Source organism: Acidovorax sp. GW821-FHT10A04 (assembly GCF_059415825.1).
In genome coordinates this window covers 16,884-31,926 of record NZ_JBWKNZ010000011.1, presented here as the reverse complement: position 1 = coordinate 31,926, position 15,043 = coordinate 16,884, and the positions used below count along the sequence as shown (strand labels likewise).

At 68.3% G+C, this 15,043-nt stretch carries 15 protein-coding genes; 9 read left to right on the top strand and 6 right to left on the bottom strand.

Translation table 11 applies throughout. The features are described from left to right. The first annotated feature begins 55 nt into the window (after window positions 1–55). From AC07PF_RS21800 to AC07PF_RS21785, 4 genes are read left to right on the top strand one after another with little or no spacing between them, the layout of a single operon-like run. Entirely contained in the window at window positions 56–1,915 is a 1,860-nt protein-coding gene (locus AC07PF_RS21800; protein WP_494613255.1) for a PAS domain S-box protein, read from the top strand. Window positions 1,916–1,918: 3 nt separating this feature from the next. Next, window positions 1,919–2,314, top strand: a complete 396-nt coding sequence (locus AC07PF_RS21795; protein WP_494613254.1) for a response regulator — start codon at window positions 1,919–1,921, stop codon at window positions 2,312–2,314. A gap of 22 nt (window positions 2,315–2,336) precedes the next feature. After that, a complete protein-coding gene (locus AC07PF_RS21790; protein WP_494613253.1) occupies window positions 2,337–5,999 on the top strand; it encodes an EAL domain-containing protein in 3,663 nt (1,220 codons plus the stop codon). Between the two features lie 56 nt (window positions 6,000–6,055). Beyond that, window positions 6,056–6,595, top strand: a complete 540-nt coding sequence (locus tag AC07PF_RS21785; RefSeq protein ID WP_494613252.1) for a retropepsin-like aspartic protease family protein — start codon at window positions 6,056–6,058, stop codon at window positions 6,593–6,595. A gap of 16 nt (window positions 6,596–6,611) precedes the next feature. Here the strand turns inward: AC07PF_RS21785 and mmsB are convergent, their stop codons facing one another. Genes mmsB through AC07PF_RS21755 form a run of 6 tightly spaced genes read right to left on the bottom strand, consistent with a single transcriptional unit; the run spans window position 6,612 to window position 11,620 of the window. Beyond that, on the bottom strand, window positions 6,612–7,499 hold the full coding sequence (gene mmsB, locus AC07PF_RS21780) for a 3-hydroxyisobutyrate dehydrogenase (RefSeq protein ID WP_494613251.1): 888 nt from the start codon (window positions 7,497–7,499) through the stop codon (window positions 6,612–6,614). A 52-nt stretch (window positions 7,500–7,551) separates the two neighbouring features. Next, window positions 7,552–7,944, bottom strand: a complete 393-nt coding sequence (locus AC07PF_RS21775) for a DUF488 domain-containing protein (RefSeq protein WP_494613250.1) — start codon at window positions 7,942–7,944, stop codon at window positions 7,552–7,554. 29 nt (window positions 7,945–7,973) lie between these two features. Beyond that, window positions 7,974–8,420, bottom strand: coding sequence for a TfoX/Sxy family protein (locus tag AC07PF_RS21770; protein ID WP_494613249.1), 447 nt, complete (start codon window positions 8,418–8,420; stop codon window positions 7,974–7,976). Between the two features lie 16 nt (window positions 8,421–8,436). Further along, window positions 8,437–9,603, bottom strand: coding sequence for an acyl-CoA dehydrogenase family protein (locus AC07PF_RS21765; protein ID WP_007856344.1), 1,167 nt, complete (start codon window positions 9,601–9,603; stop codon window positions 8,437–8,439). Window positions 9,604–9,635: 32 nt separating this feature from the next. Beyond that, complete coding sequence (locus tag AC07PF_RS21760; protein WP_494613248.1) at window positions 9,636–10,043, bottom strand: lysozyme inhibitor LprI family protein; 408 nt, start codon at window positions 10,041–10,043, stop codon at window positions 9,636–9,638. Window positions 10,044–10,096: 53 nt separating this feature from the next. After that, the gene (locus tag AC07PF_RS21755) at window positions 10,097–11,620 is read right to left on the bottom strand and encodes a CoA-acylating methylmalonate-semialdehyde dehydrogenase (protein ID WP_494613247.1); all 1,524 of its coding nucleotides are present in this window, start codon (window positions 11,618–11,620) and stop codon (window positions 10,097–10,099) included. 189 nt (window positions 11,621–11,809) lie between these two features. Here AC07PF_RS21755 and AC07PF_RS21750 point away from each other — a divergent pair, with 189 nt between their 5' ends. The 5 genes from AC07PF_RS21750 to AC07PF_RS21730 are packed head-to-tail and all read left to right on the top strand — an operon-like array spanning window position 11,810 to window position 14,985. Next, window positions 11,810–12,637, top strand: a complete 828-nt coding sequence (locus tag AC07PF_RS21750; protein ID WP_494613246.1) for a hypothetical protein — start codon at window positions 11,810–11,812, stop codon at window positions 12,635–12,637. A 13-nt stretch (window positions 12,638–12,650) separates the two neighbouring features. Continuing rightward, on the top strand, window positions 12,651–13,568 hold the full coding sequence (locus AC07PF_RS21745) for a LysR family transcriptional regulator (RefSeq protein ID WP_145697453.1): 918 nt from the start codon (window positions 12,651–12,653) through the stop codon (window positions 13,566–13,568). Next, window positions 13,565–14,098 (top strand): NUDIX hydrolase, encoded by a 534-nt coding sequence (locus tag AC07PF_RS21740; protein WP_494613245.1) that lies wholly within the window; start codon window positions 13,565–13,567, stop codon window positions 14,096–14,098. The genes AC07PF_RS21745 and AC07PF_RS21740 overlap by 4 nt, the downstream gene beginning before the upstream one ends. Window positions 14,099–14,113: 15 nt before the next feature. Continuing rightward, a complete protein-coding gene (locus tag AC07PF_RS21735) occupies window positions 14,114–14,569 on the top strand; it encodes a YiiD C-terminal domain-containing protein (protein WP_494613244.1) in 456 nt (151 codons plus the stop codon). A gap of 38 nt (window positions 14,570–14,607) precedes the next feature. Further along, window positions 14,608–14,985: a PH domain-containing protein gene (locus tag AC07PF_RS21730; protein WP_057203736.1), complete on the top strand. Its 378-nt coding sequence runs from the start codon at window positions 14,608–14,610 to the stop codon at window positions 14,983–14,985. Window positions 14,986–15,043: the final 58 nt, after the last annotated feature.

Here is a 15,043-nt window from a genome sequence, read left to right as displayed (position 1 = left end):
GGGACCCGGATGGGCGTGTGAGCGACGGCGAAGCCCCACCACGATGAGGGGCGGTATGGCATCTGATTTCTCCGGGGCCCACTGGGAGCAGAACCCCGACGCGCTGCTGGTCATCGCGCCGGACGGCACGGTACTGCACTGGAACCCTGCCGCAGAGGCCACCTTCGGCTACACCGAGGCCGAAGCTCGGGGGCGCCGCCTCGTTCAGCTGATCGTGCCGCCGGACCAGGTGCAGGACGAGGAATCGATCTGCGCTAAGGCCCTGCAGTCCGGGCTTGCCGTGCACGAGTCGGTGCGCCAGCGCAAGGATGGCTCGCTGGTCCATGTGAATGTATCCACCCGGGCGGTTTTCGGCGCCGATGGCCGGCTGGACTATTTCCTGTCGAGCAAGAAGGATGTCACCCAGCTCAAGGTGCTGCGCGATGCCAAGCTGGTCGAGGCGCGCTTTCGCGACCTGCTCGAGTCCACGCCCGATGCCATCGTGATGGTGAATGCGACCGGGCGCATCGTGCTCGTGAACTCGCAGGCCGAGCGCGTGTTCGGCTACCCCCGCGGCCAGTTGCTGGGGCAGGCCATCGAAGTGCTGCTGCCCCAGCGCTACCGCAACGCCCACCTGGGGCACCGCAGCGGCTTCTTCGCGCAGCCGCGCACCCGCACCATGGGTGCGGGCCTGGAGCTGTACGGTGTGCGCAGCGATGGCAGCGAGTTTCCGGTGGAAATCAGCCTGAGTCCGCTGGAAACGGAAGAGGGCACCATGGTGATGAGCGCCATCCGCGACATCACCGCGCGCAAGAAGGCCGACCAGAAGTTCCGTGACCTGCTCGAATCGGCGCCCGATGCGATGGTGATCGTGGACCGGGACGGGCACATCGTGCTGGTCAACTCCCAGGCGGTGAAGCTGTTCGGCTGGGCGCGCGAGGAGCTGCTGGGCCGGCAGATCGAGCTCTTGGTGCCGGTGCGCCACCGCAGCCAGCACCCGCACCACCGCGGCGGTTTCTTCGCCGAGCCGCGCACGCGCTCCATGGGGGCGGGCCTGGACCTGTACGGGCTGCGCAAGGACGGTACGGAGTTCCCGGTCGAGATCAGCCTGAGCCCGCTGGAGACCGAGGAGGGGCTGTTCGTCTCCAGCGCCATCCGCGACGTGACCGAGCGCAAGCGCTTCGAGCAGGCGCTGCGCGACAAGAACCTGGAGCTGGAGAACGCCGCGCGCGTGAAGGACCGGTTCCTGGCCAGCATGTCGCATGAGCTGCGCACGCCGCTCAACGCCATCATCGGTTTCACGGGCACCCTGCTCATGCGCCTGCCGGGCCCCCTCAACACCGAGCAGGAGAAGCAGCTGCGCATCGTGCAGACCGGTGCGCGCCACCTGCTGTCGCTGATCAATGACCTGCTCGATGTGGCCAAGCTCGGCGACGGCAGCCACAGCCTGCAACTGGAGGCGATGGATTGCCGCGCGGTGGTGGAGGAGGTGGCCGCCACCCTGGGCCCCGACGCGCAGCGCAAGGGTCTGGCCTTTCTGGTGAGCGTGCCCGGGCAGGCGGTGCTGGCGCGCACCGACCGGCGCGCACTCACCCAGGTGGCCATCAACCTCGTGGGCAATGCCATCAAGTTCACGGGCCAGGGGCGCGTGCTGGTGCAGCTTGATGCGCCAGACCCGGCGAGCCAGCGGCTGAGCCTGCGCGTGCAGGACACGGGCCCCGGCATTCCGCTCGCGGACCAGGCGCGGCTGTTCGAGCCCTTCTCCCGCGTGGAGGGCGCCGCACGGCGCCAGGAAGGCTCTGGCCTGGGCCTGCACCTGAGCCGCAAGCTCGCCCAGGCGCTGGGCGGCGACATCACCCTGCACAGCCAGCCTGGCGAGGGCAGTACCTTCATCCTGGATCTGCCGGGGGCGCTGCCCTCCGAGGTGGAGAGCTAAGCCATGCTTGCCCGCATTCTGGTCATCGAGGACGACGAAGCCAGCCGCATGCTGCTGACCTACCTGCTGGAGGCCGATGGCTACCATGTCTACAGCGCGCCCGATGGCCGCGAGGGTGTGCGCGCCGCGCTGGAGCACGGGCCTGACCTGATCCTGTCGGACCTGCAGATGCCGGTCATGGACGGCTATGAGGTGGCCCGGCGGCTGCATGCCGACCCCGGCTGGCGCAGGGCCCCGCTGGTCGCGGTGACGGCTTTTTCCATGCCCGGCGACCGGGAGAAGGCGCTGGAGGTCGGCTTCCAGGACCATATCTCCAAGCCCATCGACCCGGAGCGCTTCGTGCACCAGGTCGAGGCCTATCTCGCGCCGGCACTGCGGGCGGGTTCCCCGCCGAGGTGATGACACAAGGAGGGCTGCAGCCATGGCAAAGATCCTCGTCGTGGACGACCAGGCCCCCAACAGGGCCCTGATCGTCACGCTCGTCAACCACAGTGGCCATGAGGCCCTGGAGGCCGTTGACGGTGCGGATGCGCTGCAACTGGTGCGCACCGAGCGGCCCGCGCTGGTGATCTCGGACATCCTCATGCCGACCATGGACGGCTACGAGTTCGTGCGCCAGCTGCGCGCCGATCCCGCGCTGGCGGCCACCCGCGTCATCTTCTACAGCGCCCACTACCAGGGGGAGGATGCACGCAGCCTGGCGCTGGCCGGGGGGGTGTCCGAGGTGCTGGTCAAGCCCTGCGAACCCCAGGACATCCTGCACGCCATCGAACGCGCGCTGGCGCAGTCGGCCCAGGTCTCCCGGGATGCGCCCGAGGCCCTGGAGCAGGCCTTCCGCTCCCAGCACCTGCGCCTGGTGACCGACAAGCTGCGGGGCAACGTAGTGGAGCTCGAGGCCACCAACCGCCGGCTGGCCGCGCTCACCGAACTCAACCTGCAACTGGCGTCCGAGCGCGACCCCGCCATGCTGCTCAACAAGGTCTGCGCCGGGGCCCGTGAACTCATCGGCGCACAGTACGCCGTGTTGTGCGCCGTGCGCAAGCCGGGCGACGCCTCGCTGGTGTGCACCAGCGGCATCGACCCGGTGTTGGCGCGCTCGCTGCCCGCGCCCGACGCCTCGTCGGGCCTGCTGGGCCGGCTGCAGAAGGAGCGCCGCTCGCAGCGGCTGCTCAACCCCGGCGGCGATCCCACCATGGCCGGCCTGCCGACCGGCTACCCGCCGCTGTACTGCGCGCTGGAAGCCCCGGTCGCCTCGCTGGCCTCGTCCTATGGCTGGATCTGCCTGGCCAACAAGGAGGGGGGCGATCACTTCAGTGCTGAGGACGAGCGCATCCTGTCCATCCTCGCGGCCCAGGTCGGGCGAATTTATGAAAACGGCAGCCTCTACCTGGAAGTGCAGCGCCATGCCGAGCAACTGCACATCGAGGTGATCGAGCGGCGCCGGGCGCTGGAGGAGCTGCGCGCCAGCGAGGCCGGGCTGCACCGGGCCCAGCTGCTGGCCAGGATCACCCACATCATCAGCGGCCCCGGTGGCCAGTTCGAGAGCTGGCCCGCCACCCTGGCCCAGATGCTCCGGCGCGACCCGAACACCATGCCGGCATCGGCCAGGGAATGGATCACCATGGTGTATGCCGACGACCGCGCGCTGGTGCGCAGCATGGCGCTGCAGGCGGTGCGCGAGGGCGTGCGCATGGACTTCAACTACCGCCTGTGGCGCGCCGATGGAGCCCTGTTGCACCTGCGCCAGGTGATGGAGCCGCTGCCCGGCGAAGGCGCCGCTCCCGACGGACTGCGCTGGTTCAACACCATCCAGGATGTCACGGCACAAAAGCGGGCCGAGGAGGCGCTGCGCGAAAGCGACCGGCGCTTCAACGAGCTGCTCGACAAGGTCGAGATGGCCTCGCTGATGCTCGACCGCAATGGCTGCATTACTTATTGCAACGACTGCCTGCTGCGCCTGTCGGGCTGGGAGCGCGGCGAGATCTTCGGGCGCAACTGGTTCGAGCTGTTCCTGCCGCCGGGCATGGACGGCATGCAGCGCGTCTTCGAGGACATGCTGGCCGACCGGCCCGCCACCTGGCATTTCGAGCAGGAAATCCTCACGCGCTCGGGCGGGCGCCGGCTGGTGTACTGGAACAACACCGTGCTGCGCTCCGTCGATGGCGAGGCCATCGGCATCGCCTGCCTGGGCGAGGACATCACCGAGCGGCGCGAGGCCGAGCACAAGATCAAGCGCCTGAACCGCGTCTACGCGGTGCTCAGTGGCATCAGCACGCTGCTGGTGCGCATGCGCAACCGCCAGGAGCTGTTTGCCCAGTCCTGCGACATCGCGGTGCGGCACGGGCAGTTCCGCATGGCCTGGATCGGCCGGGTGGACCGCGCGGCGCAGCAGGTGATCCCGATGGCGATTTCCGGCTCGGACCCGGACTTCTTCGACGACCTCGCCGGCCGCCTCTCGTATGCCGACGAGCCCTCGGGCGTCTACAGCCTGACGGCCACGGTGGTGCGCGAAAGGCGCGCGCTGGTCTGCGACCGCGTCGAGGGTGACCCGCGGGTGCTGCTGCCGGCCAAGCTGAGGGCCCGTTCTGTGGCCTCGATGGCGGTGCTGCCCCTGATGGTGGCCCACGAGGTGGTGGGGGTGATGGCGCTGTTCTCCGACGAGGCCAGCTTCTTCGATGCCACCGAGATGAAGCTCCTGGGCGAGCTGGCGGGCGACATCAGTTTCGCGCTCGACCACCTCGAAAAGTCCGACCGCCTGAACTACCTGGCCTACTACGACGACATCACCACCTTGCCCAACCGCACGCTGTTTCTGGACCGGGTGAACCAGCACATGCGCGCGCGCGAAGGCCACAGGCCACATGCCTCGCCCTTCCTGGGTGTGGCGCTGATCGACGTGAACCGGTTTCGCATCGTCAACGACACGCTGGGGCGCTCCCTGGGCGATGAGCTGCTCAAGCTGGTGGCGCAGCGCCTGCAGCTGCATGCCTCCGCCATGGACATGCTGGCGCGCATCGGCGTCAACAGCTTCGGCGTGGCCGTGTGCGAGGCGCGCGATGCGAGCGCGGTGGCGATGGCCGTGGACCACCTGATGCGGGCCTGCTTCGACGAGCCCTTCCAGCTCGGCCAGCAGGAGCTGCGCATCACCGCCAAGGCGGGCGTCGCCCTGTTCCCCATGGATGGCGGCGATGCCGAAGGGCTGCTGCGCAATGCCGAGGCGGCGCTCAAGAAGGCCAAGGCCTCGGCCGACGCCCTGATGTTCTACACCTCGGAGATGAACCTGCGCGTGGCCGAGGCGCTGAGCCTGGAGAACCACCTGCGCGAAGCGCTGGAGCGCGGCGAATTCGTGCTGCACTACCAGCCCAAGCTGCACCTGGCCAGCGGCGAGGTGACCGGTGCCGAGGCCCTGATCCGTTGGAACGACCCGCGCCGCGGCCTGGTGCCTCCCGGGCAGTTCATCCCCATCCTCGAAGAGACCGGCCTGATCTACGAGGTGGGCCGCTGGGCCCTGGGCCAGGCCCTGGCCGACAACCTGCGCTGGCGTGCCGCAGGCCTGGCGCCGATACGGGTGGCGGTGAACGTCTCGTTCCTGCAACTGCGCCACCGTGCCTTCATCGAGCAGGTGCGCGCGGCCGTGGCGCACGATCCGCGGGCCGCGTCCGGGCTCGAACTGGAGATCACCGAGAGCATGGTGATGGACGACGTGGAGCACAGCACCCAGAGCCTGCACGCCATCCGCGAGATGGGCATCACCGTGGCCATGGACGACTTCGGCACCGGCTTTTCGTCGCTGAGCTACCTGGCGCGGCTGCCGCTCGACACGCTCAAGATCGACCGATCCTTCATCCAGCACATCGCCGCAGGAGCCAAAGGCAGCGCACTGGTGTCCACCATCATCAACCTGGGCCACTCGCTGGGGCTCAAGGTGGTGGCCGAAGGGGTGGAGACCGAGGAGCAGTCCGGCCTGCTGGCACTGCTCGGCTGCGACGAGATCCAGGGCTTCCTCTACAGCCGGCCCGTGCCGGCGGAGGTTTTCGAGCGGCAGTTCCTGCGCAGCCGGCAGCCTGACGCGCCTGCCCTATGATTTGGGGCTCAGCAATTGCATGCCAGGTCCCTCGGGCCCGGCATCTATGACGGCCCATGGGCGAAGAACACGACCACCAGCGACCACCCCCCGCAGACGAACACACGCGCCGCGTGCTGCGCACGAACACCCTGGCCATCCTCGCCTTCTGGCTGGTGGTCATGGGGGTTCTGTATTTCGGCATGAAGCAGTTCATGGCGCCGCGCGGCGCCACGGTCACCTCCAGCGGTTCGCTGGTGATACCGCGCCACAGCGACGGCCACTTCCGCGTGGCGGGCACGGTCAACGGCGTGCCGGTGAACTTCATGGTGGACACCGGCGCCAGCCTGATCGCGGTGACCGACGAGGTGGCGAAGAAGGCCGGCCTCACGGGCGGCGTGCCCACCACCTTCCGCACGGCCAACGGCAACCGCGAGGGGCGGGTCTCGGTCTCCGAATCCATCACCGCGCGCAACCTCGCGGTGTCGGGCCTGCGCGTGGGCACGGGCTACACCGGCGAGAGCGAGGACGATGCGCTGCTCGGCCAGAACTTCCTGCGCCAGTTCGACGTGGAGATCAAGCGCGACTCCATGGTGCTCAACCCCCGCGGGGGCTGAGCGCGCCGGCGCCCTGTCAGACCTTCTTCTGCACCGACTTGATGATGCTCGAGAAATCGAGCGCGCCATGGCCGGCCAGACTGTGTGCGGCATACAGGTTGCGCGCCAGGCCACCCAGGGGCGTGGCGGCCTTCACGGCGGCGGCGTTCTCCTGCGCCAGGCCCAGATCCTTGAGCATCAGGTCGGTGCCGAAGCCGCCCGCGTAGCCCTTGCTCGCGGGCGCGGTCTCCATCACGCCGGGCATGGGGTTGTACTTTTCCAGCGCCCAGTTGCCGCCCGAGCTGCGGCGCATGATCTCCGACAGCACCTTCGGGTCCAGGCCATTGGCCACGCCCAGGGCAATCGCCTCGCTGGTGCCGGCCATCAGGATGCCCAGCAGCATGTTGTTGCAGATCTTGGCGGTCTGGCCCGCGCCCACGCCACCGGCGTGGAAGATGTTGGCGCCCATCTTCTCGAGCACCGGGCGCGCGCGTTCCAGGTCGGCGGTGTCGCCACCGACCATGAAGGTCAGCGTGCCGGCAATGGCGCCGCCCGTGCCGCCCGATACCGGCGCATCGATGAAGGCCACGCCCCGGGCCTTGGCGGCTTCGGCCACCTTGCGCGAGGTGGCGGCAGCGATGGTCGAGCAGTCGATCACCAGCGTGCCGGCCGGCAGCTGGGCCAGCAGCTCGCCCTGGCCCAGGAACAGGCTGTCCACATGCTGGCTGGCGGGCAGCATGCTGATGACGACCTCGGCGCCCTGCACGGCGGCATGGGCATCTGCCGCCACGGCCACGCCGTCGGCGGCCAGCTTGTCGCGCGCAGGCTGCGAAAGATCGAACGCGCGCACTTCGTGGCCCGCCTTGTGCAGGTTCACGGCCATGGGGCCGCCCATGTTGCCGAGGCCGATGAATGCAATCTTCATGGTGCTATCTCCTGGATGTCGTTGTTGGTGATGGGATGGCTGTCTGAATGGATCAGTCGGTGGCGATATCGGCACCCCGGCCGGCGAGTTCCTCGCGCAGCACCGAGCGGTGGCAGCGCGCCTCGTTCTCGCAGTAGCAGCCGAGCGACATGGCGCCGTGGTGCGACAGGGTGGCCAAAAGGTCCAGCGTGCGGCTGGCCTCGGGCTGGGCCAGTTCCTTGCGGAAATGCTTCACGAAGGCCTGCCACTCCTTGTCGCTGTGCGCCTGCTGGCCCTGGGCCATGAGCTCGGCGCTGGGCGAGAGCAGCGGGTACCACACGTCGTACCAGTTCTGGCTGGCGAACTCGGCCTTGGGCACGCCGCGCGGTGGGCGGCGCACGGTGCCGATGCGGGTGCCTTCACCGGGGACGCGCGGGGTGCCGAGGCGGACGATGCGAAGGGGCATGGTGGTGGCTTCCTGGGCAATGGAGGGGGTCAGTCGTCGGCCTCGAAGATGCTGTGGCGCTTGGCCGCAGGCTTCTTCTTCGTGGCGGGGTTCTTCTTGTCCGCTGTCTTTGCCGCAGCAGGCTTGCGCTTGGGCGTGGCCTTGGCCCGCGGGTTGTAGGCCAGGGCTTCCTGCACCCAGAAGTTCCAGCGTGCGCGCGTGGCGTAGCCATTGGGCTCGATCCAGAAATAGCCCTTCATGCCTCCGCCCGGCGAAAGCTCGCGCGTGTTCTGCATCTCCTGGAACTCTTCGTGCCGCTCGGGCGGCAGGCGCACCAGCAGGTCGTCGTTCTTCACGGCGATGCACACCTTGCCGTCCACGAAGAAGGCATAGCTGCCGAACAGGTTGCGTTCCTCCACGTCGCTGCGCACCTCCAGCGCGGTACGCACGGCGTCGATCAGGTGCAGGGTCTCGTCGGAGAGCGGGCGGGCGGGCATGGTGGTGGCTGCAGGCTCAGCGGATCACGTCCGGTGCGTCGCCATCGAGCATGCGGCGCGCAATGATCACGCGCATGATCTCGTTGGTGCCTTCCAGGATCTGGTGCACGCGCGCATCGCGCAGCAGGCGCTCCAGCGGGTATTCGCGGATGTAGCCGTAGCCGCCATGCAGCTGCAGCGCCTCGTTGCAGACCGTGAAGCCCGCATCGGTGGCGAAGCGCTTGGCCATGGCGCAGTAGGTGCTCGCATTCGGGTCGCCCGCATCGAGCTTGCTCGCGGCCATGCGCACCATCTGGCGCGCGGCCACGAGTTCGGTGGCCATGTCGGCCAGCTTGAACTGCAGCGCCTGGAAGCTCGCGATCGGCTTGCCGAACTGCTTGCGGTCGTGCATGTACTGCTGGGCCTGGGTGAGCGCACCCTGGGCGGCGCCCACCGAGCAGGTGGCGATGTTGATGCGCCCGCCGTCTAGGCCCTTCATCGCGATCTTGAAACCCTCGCCCTCGCGGCCGAGCAGGTGGTCGGCCGGGATGCGCACGTTGTCGAAGCTGATGGTGCGCGTGGGCTGGCTGTTCCAGCCCATCTTCTCTTCCTTCTTGCCGTAGCTGATGCCGGGCGCATCGGCCGGCACCGCAAAGGCCGAGATGCCACCCGCGCCCGAGGCCGCGTCCCCCGTGCGCGCCATGAGCACCAGCACGTCGGTGGCGCCAGCGCCCGAGATGAAGGCCTTGGAGCCGTTGATCACGTACTCGTGCCCCACCAGTTCCGCCCGGGTCTTGAGCGAAGCCGCGTCCGAGCCCGCGCCGGGTTCGGTCAGGCAGTAGGAGGCGAGCTTCTCGCCCGTGGTCAGCAGCGGCCCCCAATGGTCGCGCACGGCCGGCGTGGCCCAGGTGCCCAGCATCCAGGTGGCCATGTTGTGGATGGTGATGAAGGCCGTCGTGGACGGGTCCACGGCCGCCATTTCCTCGAAGACCAGCGTGGCATCGAGCCGGGGCAGGGCCAGGCCGCCTGCAGCCTCGGGCGCGTACAGGCCGCAAAAGCCCAGTTCGCCGGCCTTGGCAATCGCCTCCTTGGGGAAGATGCCTTCGGCGTCCCAGTGCGCGGCATGCGGCGCGAACTCGGCCCGCGCAAAGTCGCGGGCCGTCTGGGCGAAGGCGCGTTGTTCTTCGGAGAGCTCGAAGTCCATGTCTCTGTGATCCTTGTTGTTCTGTGAGTGCCTCAGGGCTTGGCCGGGCTGTCCATCGAGAGCCAGCGCATCAGGCCCTTGCGGCGCTCCTGCGTTTCGCGGGTCAGGCACTCGTGGTAGATCCGCGGGCCTTCGGGCTGCTGCTCGGTGGCGCGGGTGGCCTGCTTGCACTGCGTGGCCCGTGCGCGCATCCAGGCCGTGTGCTCCTGGCGTAGCTGCGGGCGCTCGTGCGCCGACAGGGCGCGCATCACGTCGGCGTACAGCACGGCAATGGTCGTGTCGGCGGCCTGGAAATCCTGCACCGCGCAGGCGTTGGTCTCGGCCACCGTACCGCCCGGGCGGCATGCGGCGCCGGCCTGGGCGAAGACGGCAGAGGAACCCATGAGCAAGGGCAGGCTACAGGCTGCGGCGCGCAGCATGGAAGGGAGGTCACGGTGCATGCACCGATTTCACCATGCCCTGCCGCTGCGCCACGCCGCCTGGGGCCTTTGCCTTATTTCAAACTGATCGTCGTGTTGACACCGTGCGAGATGGTGCTGTCGTCGAACCAGCGCGCCGTCACCGTCTTGGTCTGTGTGTAGAACAGCACGACCTGCTTGCCATAGGGGCCCAGGTCGCCGAGCTTGGAGGCGCGCGAACCCGAGAACGAGAACAGCGGCACCGGCACGGGGATCGGCACGTTGATGCCGACCTGGCCCACATCGATCTCCTCCTGGAACTTGCGCGCGGCCGCACCCGACTGGGTGAAGATGGCGGTGCCGTTGCCATTGGGGTTGTCGTTGATGAAGGCGATGGCTTCGTCGATGTCCGCCGCGGCCGACAGGCACAGCACGGGGCCGAAGATCTCCTGCTCGTAGATGCTCATGCCGGGCTTGACGCCGCTGAACACCGTCGGGCCGACGAAGTTGCCCTTTTCATAGCCGGTCACCTGCGGGTTGCGGCCATCGAGTTCCAGCGTGGCGCCATCGGCCACGCCGCGCTCGATCAGGCCCTGCACGCGCTCCTTGGCAGCGCACGAGACCACCGGGCCCACGTCCGTGCCCTTTTCGGTGCCGGCGCTGATCTTCAGGGTCTTGGCCTTGGCCACCAGGTCGGGGATCCACTTTTGCGCCTCGCCCACCAGCACCACCACCGACAGCGCCATGCAGCGCTGGCCTGCGGCACCGAAGGCCGCGCCGGCCAGGGCGTTCAGGGTCTGCTCCTTGTTGGCATCGGGCAGCACGATGGCGTGGTTCTTCGCGCCCATCATGCACTGCACACGCTTGCCGGCCAGGCTGGCGCGGTTGTAGACATGGGTGCCCACCTTGGTGGAGCCCACGAAGCTGATCGCCTTGATGTCCTTGTGGTCGCAGATCGCGTTCACGGCCATCTCGCCGCCGTGGATCACATTGAGCACGCCCGGGGGCACGCCGGCTTCCAGCGCCAATTCCACCAGGCGCATGGTCACCATCGGGTCCTGCTCGGAGGGCTTGAGCACGAAGGTGTTGCCCGTGGCGATCGCCATCGGGAACATCCACAGCGGGATCATCGCCGGGAAGTTGAACGGTGTGATGCCCGCGCACACACCCAGGGGCTGCATCAGGGTGTAGGTGTCCACGCCGCCGGCCACGTTGTTGGCCAGCTCGCCCAGTTGCAGGTTGCCGATGGCGGCGGCATGCTCCACCACTTCGAGTCCACGGAACACATCGCCCTCCGCGTCCGGCAGGGTCTTGCCCTGCTCGGCCGTGAGGATGGCGGCCAGCTCGGCCATGTTCTCGCGGATCAGCTGCTGGTACTTGAGGAAGATGCGCGCACGCGTGCCGATGGGCGTCTTCTTCCAGGTCTTGAAGGCTTCCTTGCCGGAGGCCACGGCGGCATCGATTTCTTCGGCCGTGGCAAACGGCACCCGGGCCAGCACCTGCTGCGTGGCGGGGTTCACCACGTCGCGCCACTCGGTGGTCTTGGACTCGATGAACTTGCCGCCGATCAGCAGCTTGACGGTGGGGGCCAGTACGGCCGAAGAGGTAGGTGCGTTCATCAGTGTGTCTCCTGAAAGGTAGGGGCGCGAAAACCGGGGAAGATCGTGCAAGCCACGCATGGTAGCTGTGCAAAATTGTGAAGACAATAGACAATACTGCGCACAAGGTTTGCAAAAATGCAGATCGGTGCGGCACCCCACCGGCAGGGCGCCTGCCTACCCTTTGCCCAGACCCGGAAAGCGCACGAGATGAAAAACTGGTTGATGATGCTGGTGGCTGCAAGCTGCCTTGCCCAGGCGGCCCCCGTGGTGGCCGCACCGGGCCTGGAGGCATTGCTGGCCGGCTCCCCCGCCACCGCCGCCAAGGCTGCGGCCGAGAAGGGCGACACCCGTTTCATGGGCGTGCCCGCCTGTGTCGCCAACCAGGTGCCGGGAATGCCGTCCGAGCCGTCGGCCTGGTGGAAGGGCCGGGACCATGCGCAGCCTCTGGAGTGCCAGGCCGTCGTCGGCGGCACGGCTGTGGAGCGCATGAGCCGGCTGCAGCAGTTTGCCAGGGAGTACAACGCCATCATGCTGGCGCATGTGCGCAGCCATGGTCTGTACCCGCTGTACCCCTGGGACGCCGAACCCAACCACCAACCCACGCCCGAACTGGAAAAGCGCATGGCCGCCGAAGCCGATGCCGCGCTGGACGCCTTCTATGCGCCCCGGCGGCCGGCATCGGTGCAGCGCGACGACGACATCGGCGCCTGGACCACGCCGGAAGGGGCGCTGTCGCGGCTGTTCGTCACCTCGCGGGTGGGGGCGGGCGACTGGCAGAAGTTCTTCAAGCCCGGGCAGTGGCGCGCGGTGCCGACGCCCCGGGATTTCATCCGCACGGCGCACAAGGTGGCGCCCACCTACACCGGCCGCATCAACGACCGGCCCGCCTACCTGTTCGTCACCAACGGCCGTGGCCGCGACGAGGTGCTGCTGGCCATGGTCCTGGTCTACGACGCGGACGAAGCGGACGGCGCGTCCGCCGCAGCAGCCACCCCAAGCGGCCAGAAAGCCGCTGCCACGCCCGCGCGGCCCTAACCTGCCCGACGCCATGGACTGGGACAACCTGCGCTACTTTCTGGAGCTTGCGCGCGCCGGCACGCTGGTGGGCGCGGCGCGCCGCCTCACGGTGGACCACACCACGGTGGCGCGCCGCATCCAGGCACTCGAAAAGCAGGTCGGATCGGCCCTGTTCGCCCGCGAGGCCGGCGGCCACCGGCTGACCGAGGCCGGCCGCGCGCTGCTGCCCCAGGTCGAGGCCATGGAGGCCGCCTTTCTCGCGGTGGAGAATGCCGCCCCCGGCGTGCGCCAGGGCCTGCAGGGCCTGGTGCGCATCGGCACCACCGAGGGCTTTGGCAACCTGGTGCTGGCGCCCCAGCTGGCGCACTTTGCCCTGGAGCACCCGGGCCTGGTGCTGGACCTGCTGGCCCTGCCGCGCCTGGTGCACCTGTCGCGGCGCGAGGCGGACATCGTGATCTCGCTGGAGCGTCCGGCGCGTGGCGCGGTGCTGGTGGTCAAGCTCACCGACTACGTGCTGCAGCTTTACGGCACGCGCGACTACCTGGCCCGCCATGCGCCTATCCGCACGGCCGACGACCTGCGTGGCCACAGCTTCATCAGCTACGTGGACGATCTGCTGTTCACCAAGGAACTGCAGATCCTGGACGAACTGCACCGCCCCGCACGCTTTGCGCTGCGCAGCACCAGCATCCTGGCGCAGTACGAAGCGGTGCGCGCCGGGGCCGGGCTGGCGGTGCTGCCAGCCTTCGTCGCCGCGCAGGACCCGGCCCTCACGCTCGTGCTGCCCGGCAAGGCGCGCTTCACGCGCACCTTCTGGATGTCCATGCCCGAGGAGAACAAGCATGTGGCGCGCATGCAGGCCACCTGGGCCTTCCTGCGCGAGACGGTGGCGGCGCAGCAGGGGCTGCTGCTGCCCGCACTGCCCGGCGCGATAGCATCGGGCCCATGAGCCTGTCCGCCGTCCTCTCTGTCCCCGCCACGCCTGCCCAGCGCCGCATGCGCCTGCGCGCCGCCGCGGTCATCGAGCGTGCCGGCCAGGTGCTGCTGCACCGTGCAGAGGGCGATGCCTTCTGGGCCCTGCCCGGTGGCGGCATCGAACCGGGCGAGAGCGCTGGCGAAGCCCTGGTGCGCGAGATGCAGGAAGAGCTGGGCCTGGTGGTGGCTCCCGGCGCCCTGGTCTGCGTGGTGGAAAATTTCTTCACCTACGAGGGCATGGCCTACCATGAGACGGGCCTGTACCTGCAGGTGCAGCCGCAGCCCGGGGGCCTGCTGGACCAGTCCCCGGGGCCCTATGAGGGGGTGGAGGGCCGGCGCCGGCTGGAGTTTGCCTGGTTCGACCGCACGGCCCTCGCAGGCCTGGACCTCAAGCCGCCTTTTCTGCGCGAAGCGCTCGCGCGGGAACGGCACCCCGGCGTGCTCCACATCGTCTACCGCGACCCGCAGGATCCTGCTGGGGCCGCGACCTTCGGATCCTCCTGACTGAGAAAGCCATGCATGCAAGCTGACAACGACCTGCAGGCCTACCTGCACCAGCACATCCCCCTGTCCGGCGCCATGGCGGTCTCGGTGCTCGAAGCCTCCCTGGACCGGGTGGTGCTGAGCGCGCCGCTGGCGCCCAACATCAACCACCGCGAGACGGTGTTCGGCGGCAGCGCCTCGGCAGTGGCCATTCTCGCCGCCTGGTCCATGCTGCACCTGCGGCTGTCGGCCCACGGCCTGGGCAGCCGCCTGGTGATCCAGCGCAACACCATGGACTACCAGCTGCCCATCGACGGGACCTTCACGGCCGTGGCCGAGGCACCCACCGAGCAGGCCTGGCGATCCTTCGTGCGCGTGTTCGAGCGCAAGGGCCTGGGCCGCATCGCGCAAACATCGGTGCTGATGTACCACGGGCAGCCCGCGGCAAGGCTCACGGGCGAATTCGTCGCCTTCGGGCAGGGGTATCGCTAGCCGGACTACGATCATCGCCTCGCAACGGGGAGACCACCATGGGATTGTTGGACGGAGTGATGGGCAATGCGTCGAAGATCGATGCATCCAAGATTCAGGAAGAGTTCGCCCGCATTCTGATGCCGGGCGAGGTCGTCGAGCACGCCTACCAACTGATCCGCGACTACTTCGTCTTTACCAACAAGCGCCTGGTGCTGGTCGACAAGCAGGGCATCACGGGCAGCAAGGTCGAGTACCACTCGCTGCCCTACAAGAGCATCACCCATTTCAGCATCGAGACCGGGGGCACCTTCGACCTCGATGCCGAACTCAAGATCTGGATCTCGGGCAGCGCCACCCCGTTCCAGAAGCAGTTCAACAAGAAGCTCAGCATCTACGACGTGCAGAGCGTGCTCGCCAGCTACGTGCTGAAATAGAGGCATGGTCCGGAAAAGCGGCTGTGCAGCGCCGCTTTTCTGCCCATTACAGGAAGCG

Coding starts and splice junctions, on each gene's coding strand:
- AC07PF_RS21770 (WP_494613249.1), bottom strand. CDS start 8,420: ATGCCCGCCCGCCCGCTCTCCGACGAGACCCTGCACCTGATCGACGCC.
- AC07PF_RS21775 (WP_494613250.1), bottom strand. CDS start 7,944: ATGCCCCTTCGCATCGTCCGCCTCGGCACCCCGCGCGTCCCCGGTGAA.
- AC07PF_RS21800 (WP_494613255.1), top strand. CDS start 56: ATGGCATCTGATTTCTCCGGGGCCCACTGGGAGCAGAACCCCGACGCG.
- AC07PF_RS21790 (WP_494613253.1), top strand. CDS start 2,337: ATGGCAAAGATCCTCGTCGTGGACGACCAGGCCCCCAACAGGGCCCTG.
- AC07PF_RS21760 (WP_494613248.1), bottom strand. CDS start 10,043: ATGCACCGTGACCTCCCTTCCATGCTGCGCGCCGCAGCCTGTAGCCTG.
- AC07PF_RS21735 (WP_494613244.1), top strand. CDS start 14,114: ATGCAAGCTGACAACGACCTGCAGGCCTACCTGCACCAGCACATCCCC.
- AC07PF_RS21795 (WP_494613254.1), top strand. CDS start 1,919: ATGCTTGCCCGCATTCTGGTCATCGAGGACGACGAAGCCAGCCGCATG.
- AC07PF_RS21785 (WP_494613252.1), top strand. CDS start 6,056: ATGGGCGAAGAACACGACCACCAGCGACCACCCCCCGCAGACGAACAC.
- AC07PF_RS21765 (WP_007856344.1), bottom strand. CDS start 9,603: ATGGACTTCGAGCTCTCCGAAGAACAACGCGCCTTCGCCCAGACGGCC.
- AC07PF_RS21755 (WP_494613247.1), bottom strand. CDS start 11,620: ATGAACGCACCTACCTCTTCGGCCGTACTGGCCCCCACCGTCAAGCTG.
- AC07PF_RS21740 (WP_494613245.1), top strand. CDS start 13,565: ATGAGCCTGTCCGCCGTCCTCTCTGTCCCCGCCACGCCTGCCCAGCGC.
- AC07PF_RS21750 (WP_494613246.1), top strand. CDS start 11,810: ATGAAAAACTGGTTGATGATGCTGGTGGCTGCAAGCTGCCTTGCCCAG.
- AC07PF_RS21745 (WP_145697453.1), top strand. CDS start 12,651: ATGGACTGGGACAACCTGCGCTACTTTCTGGAGCTTGCGCGCGCCGGC.
- AC07PF_RS21730 (WP_057203736.1), top strand. CDS start 14,608: ATGGGATTGTTGGACGGAGTGATGGGCAATGCGTCGAAGATCGATGCA.
- mmsB (WP_494613251.1), bottom strand. CDS start 7,499: ATGAAGATTGCATTCATCGGCCTCGGCAACATGGGCGGCCCCATGGCC.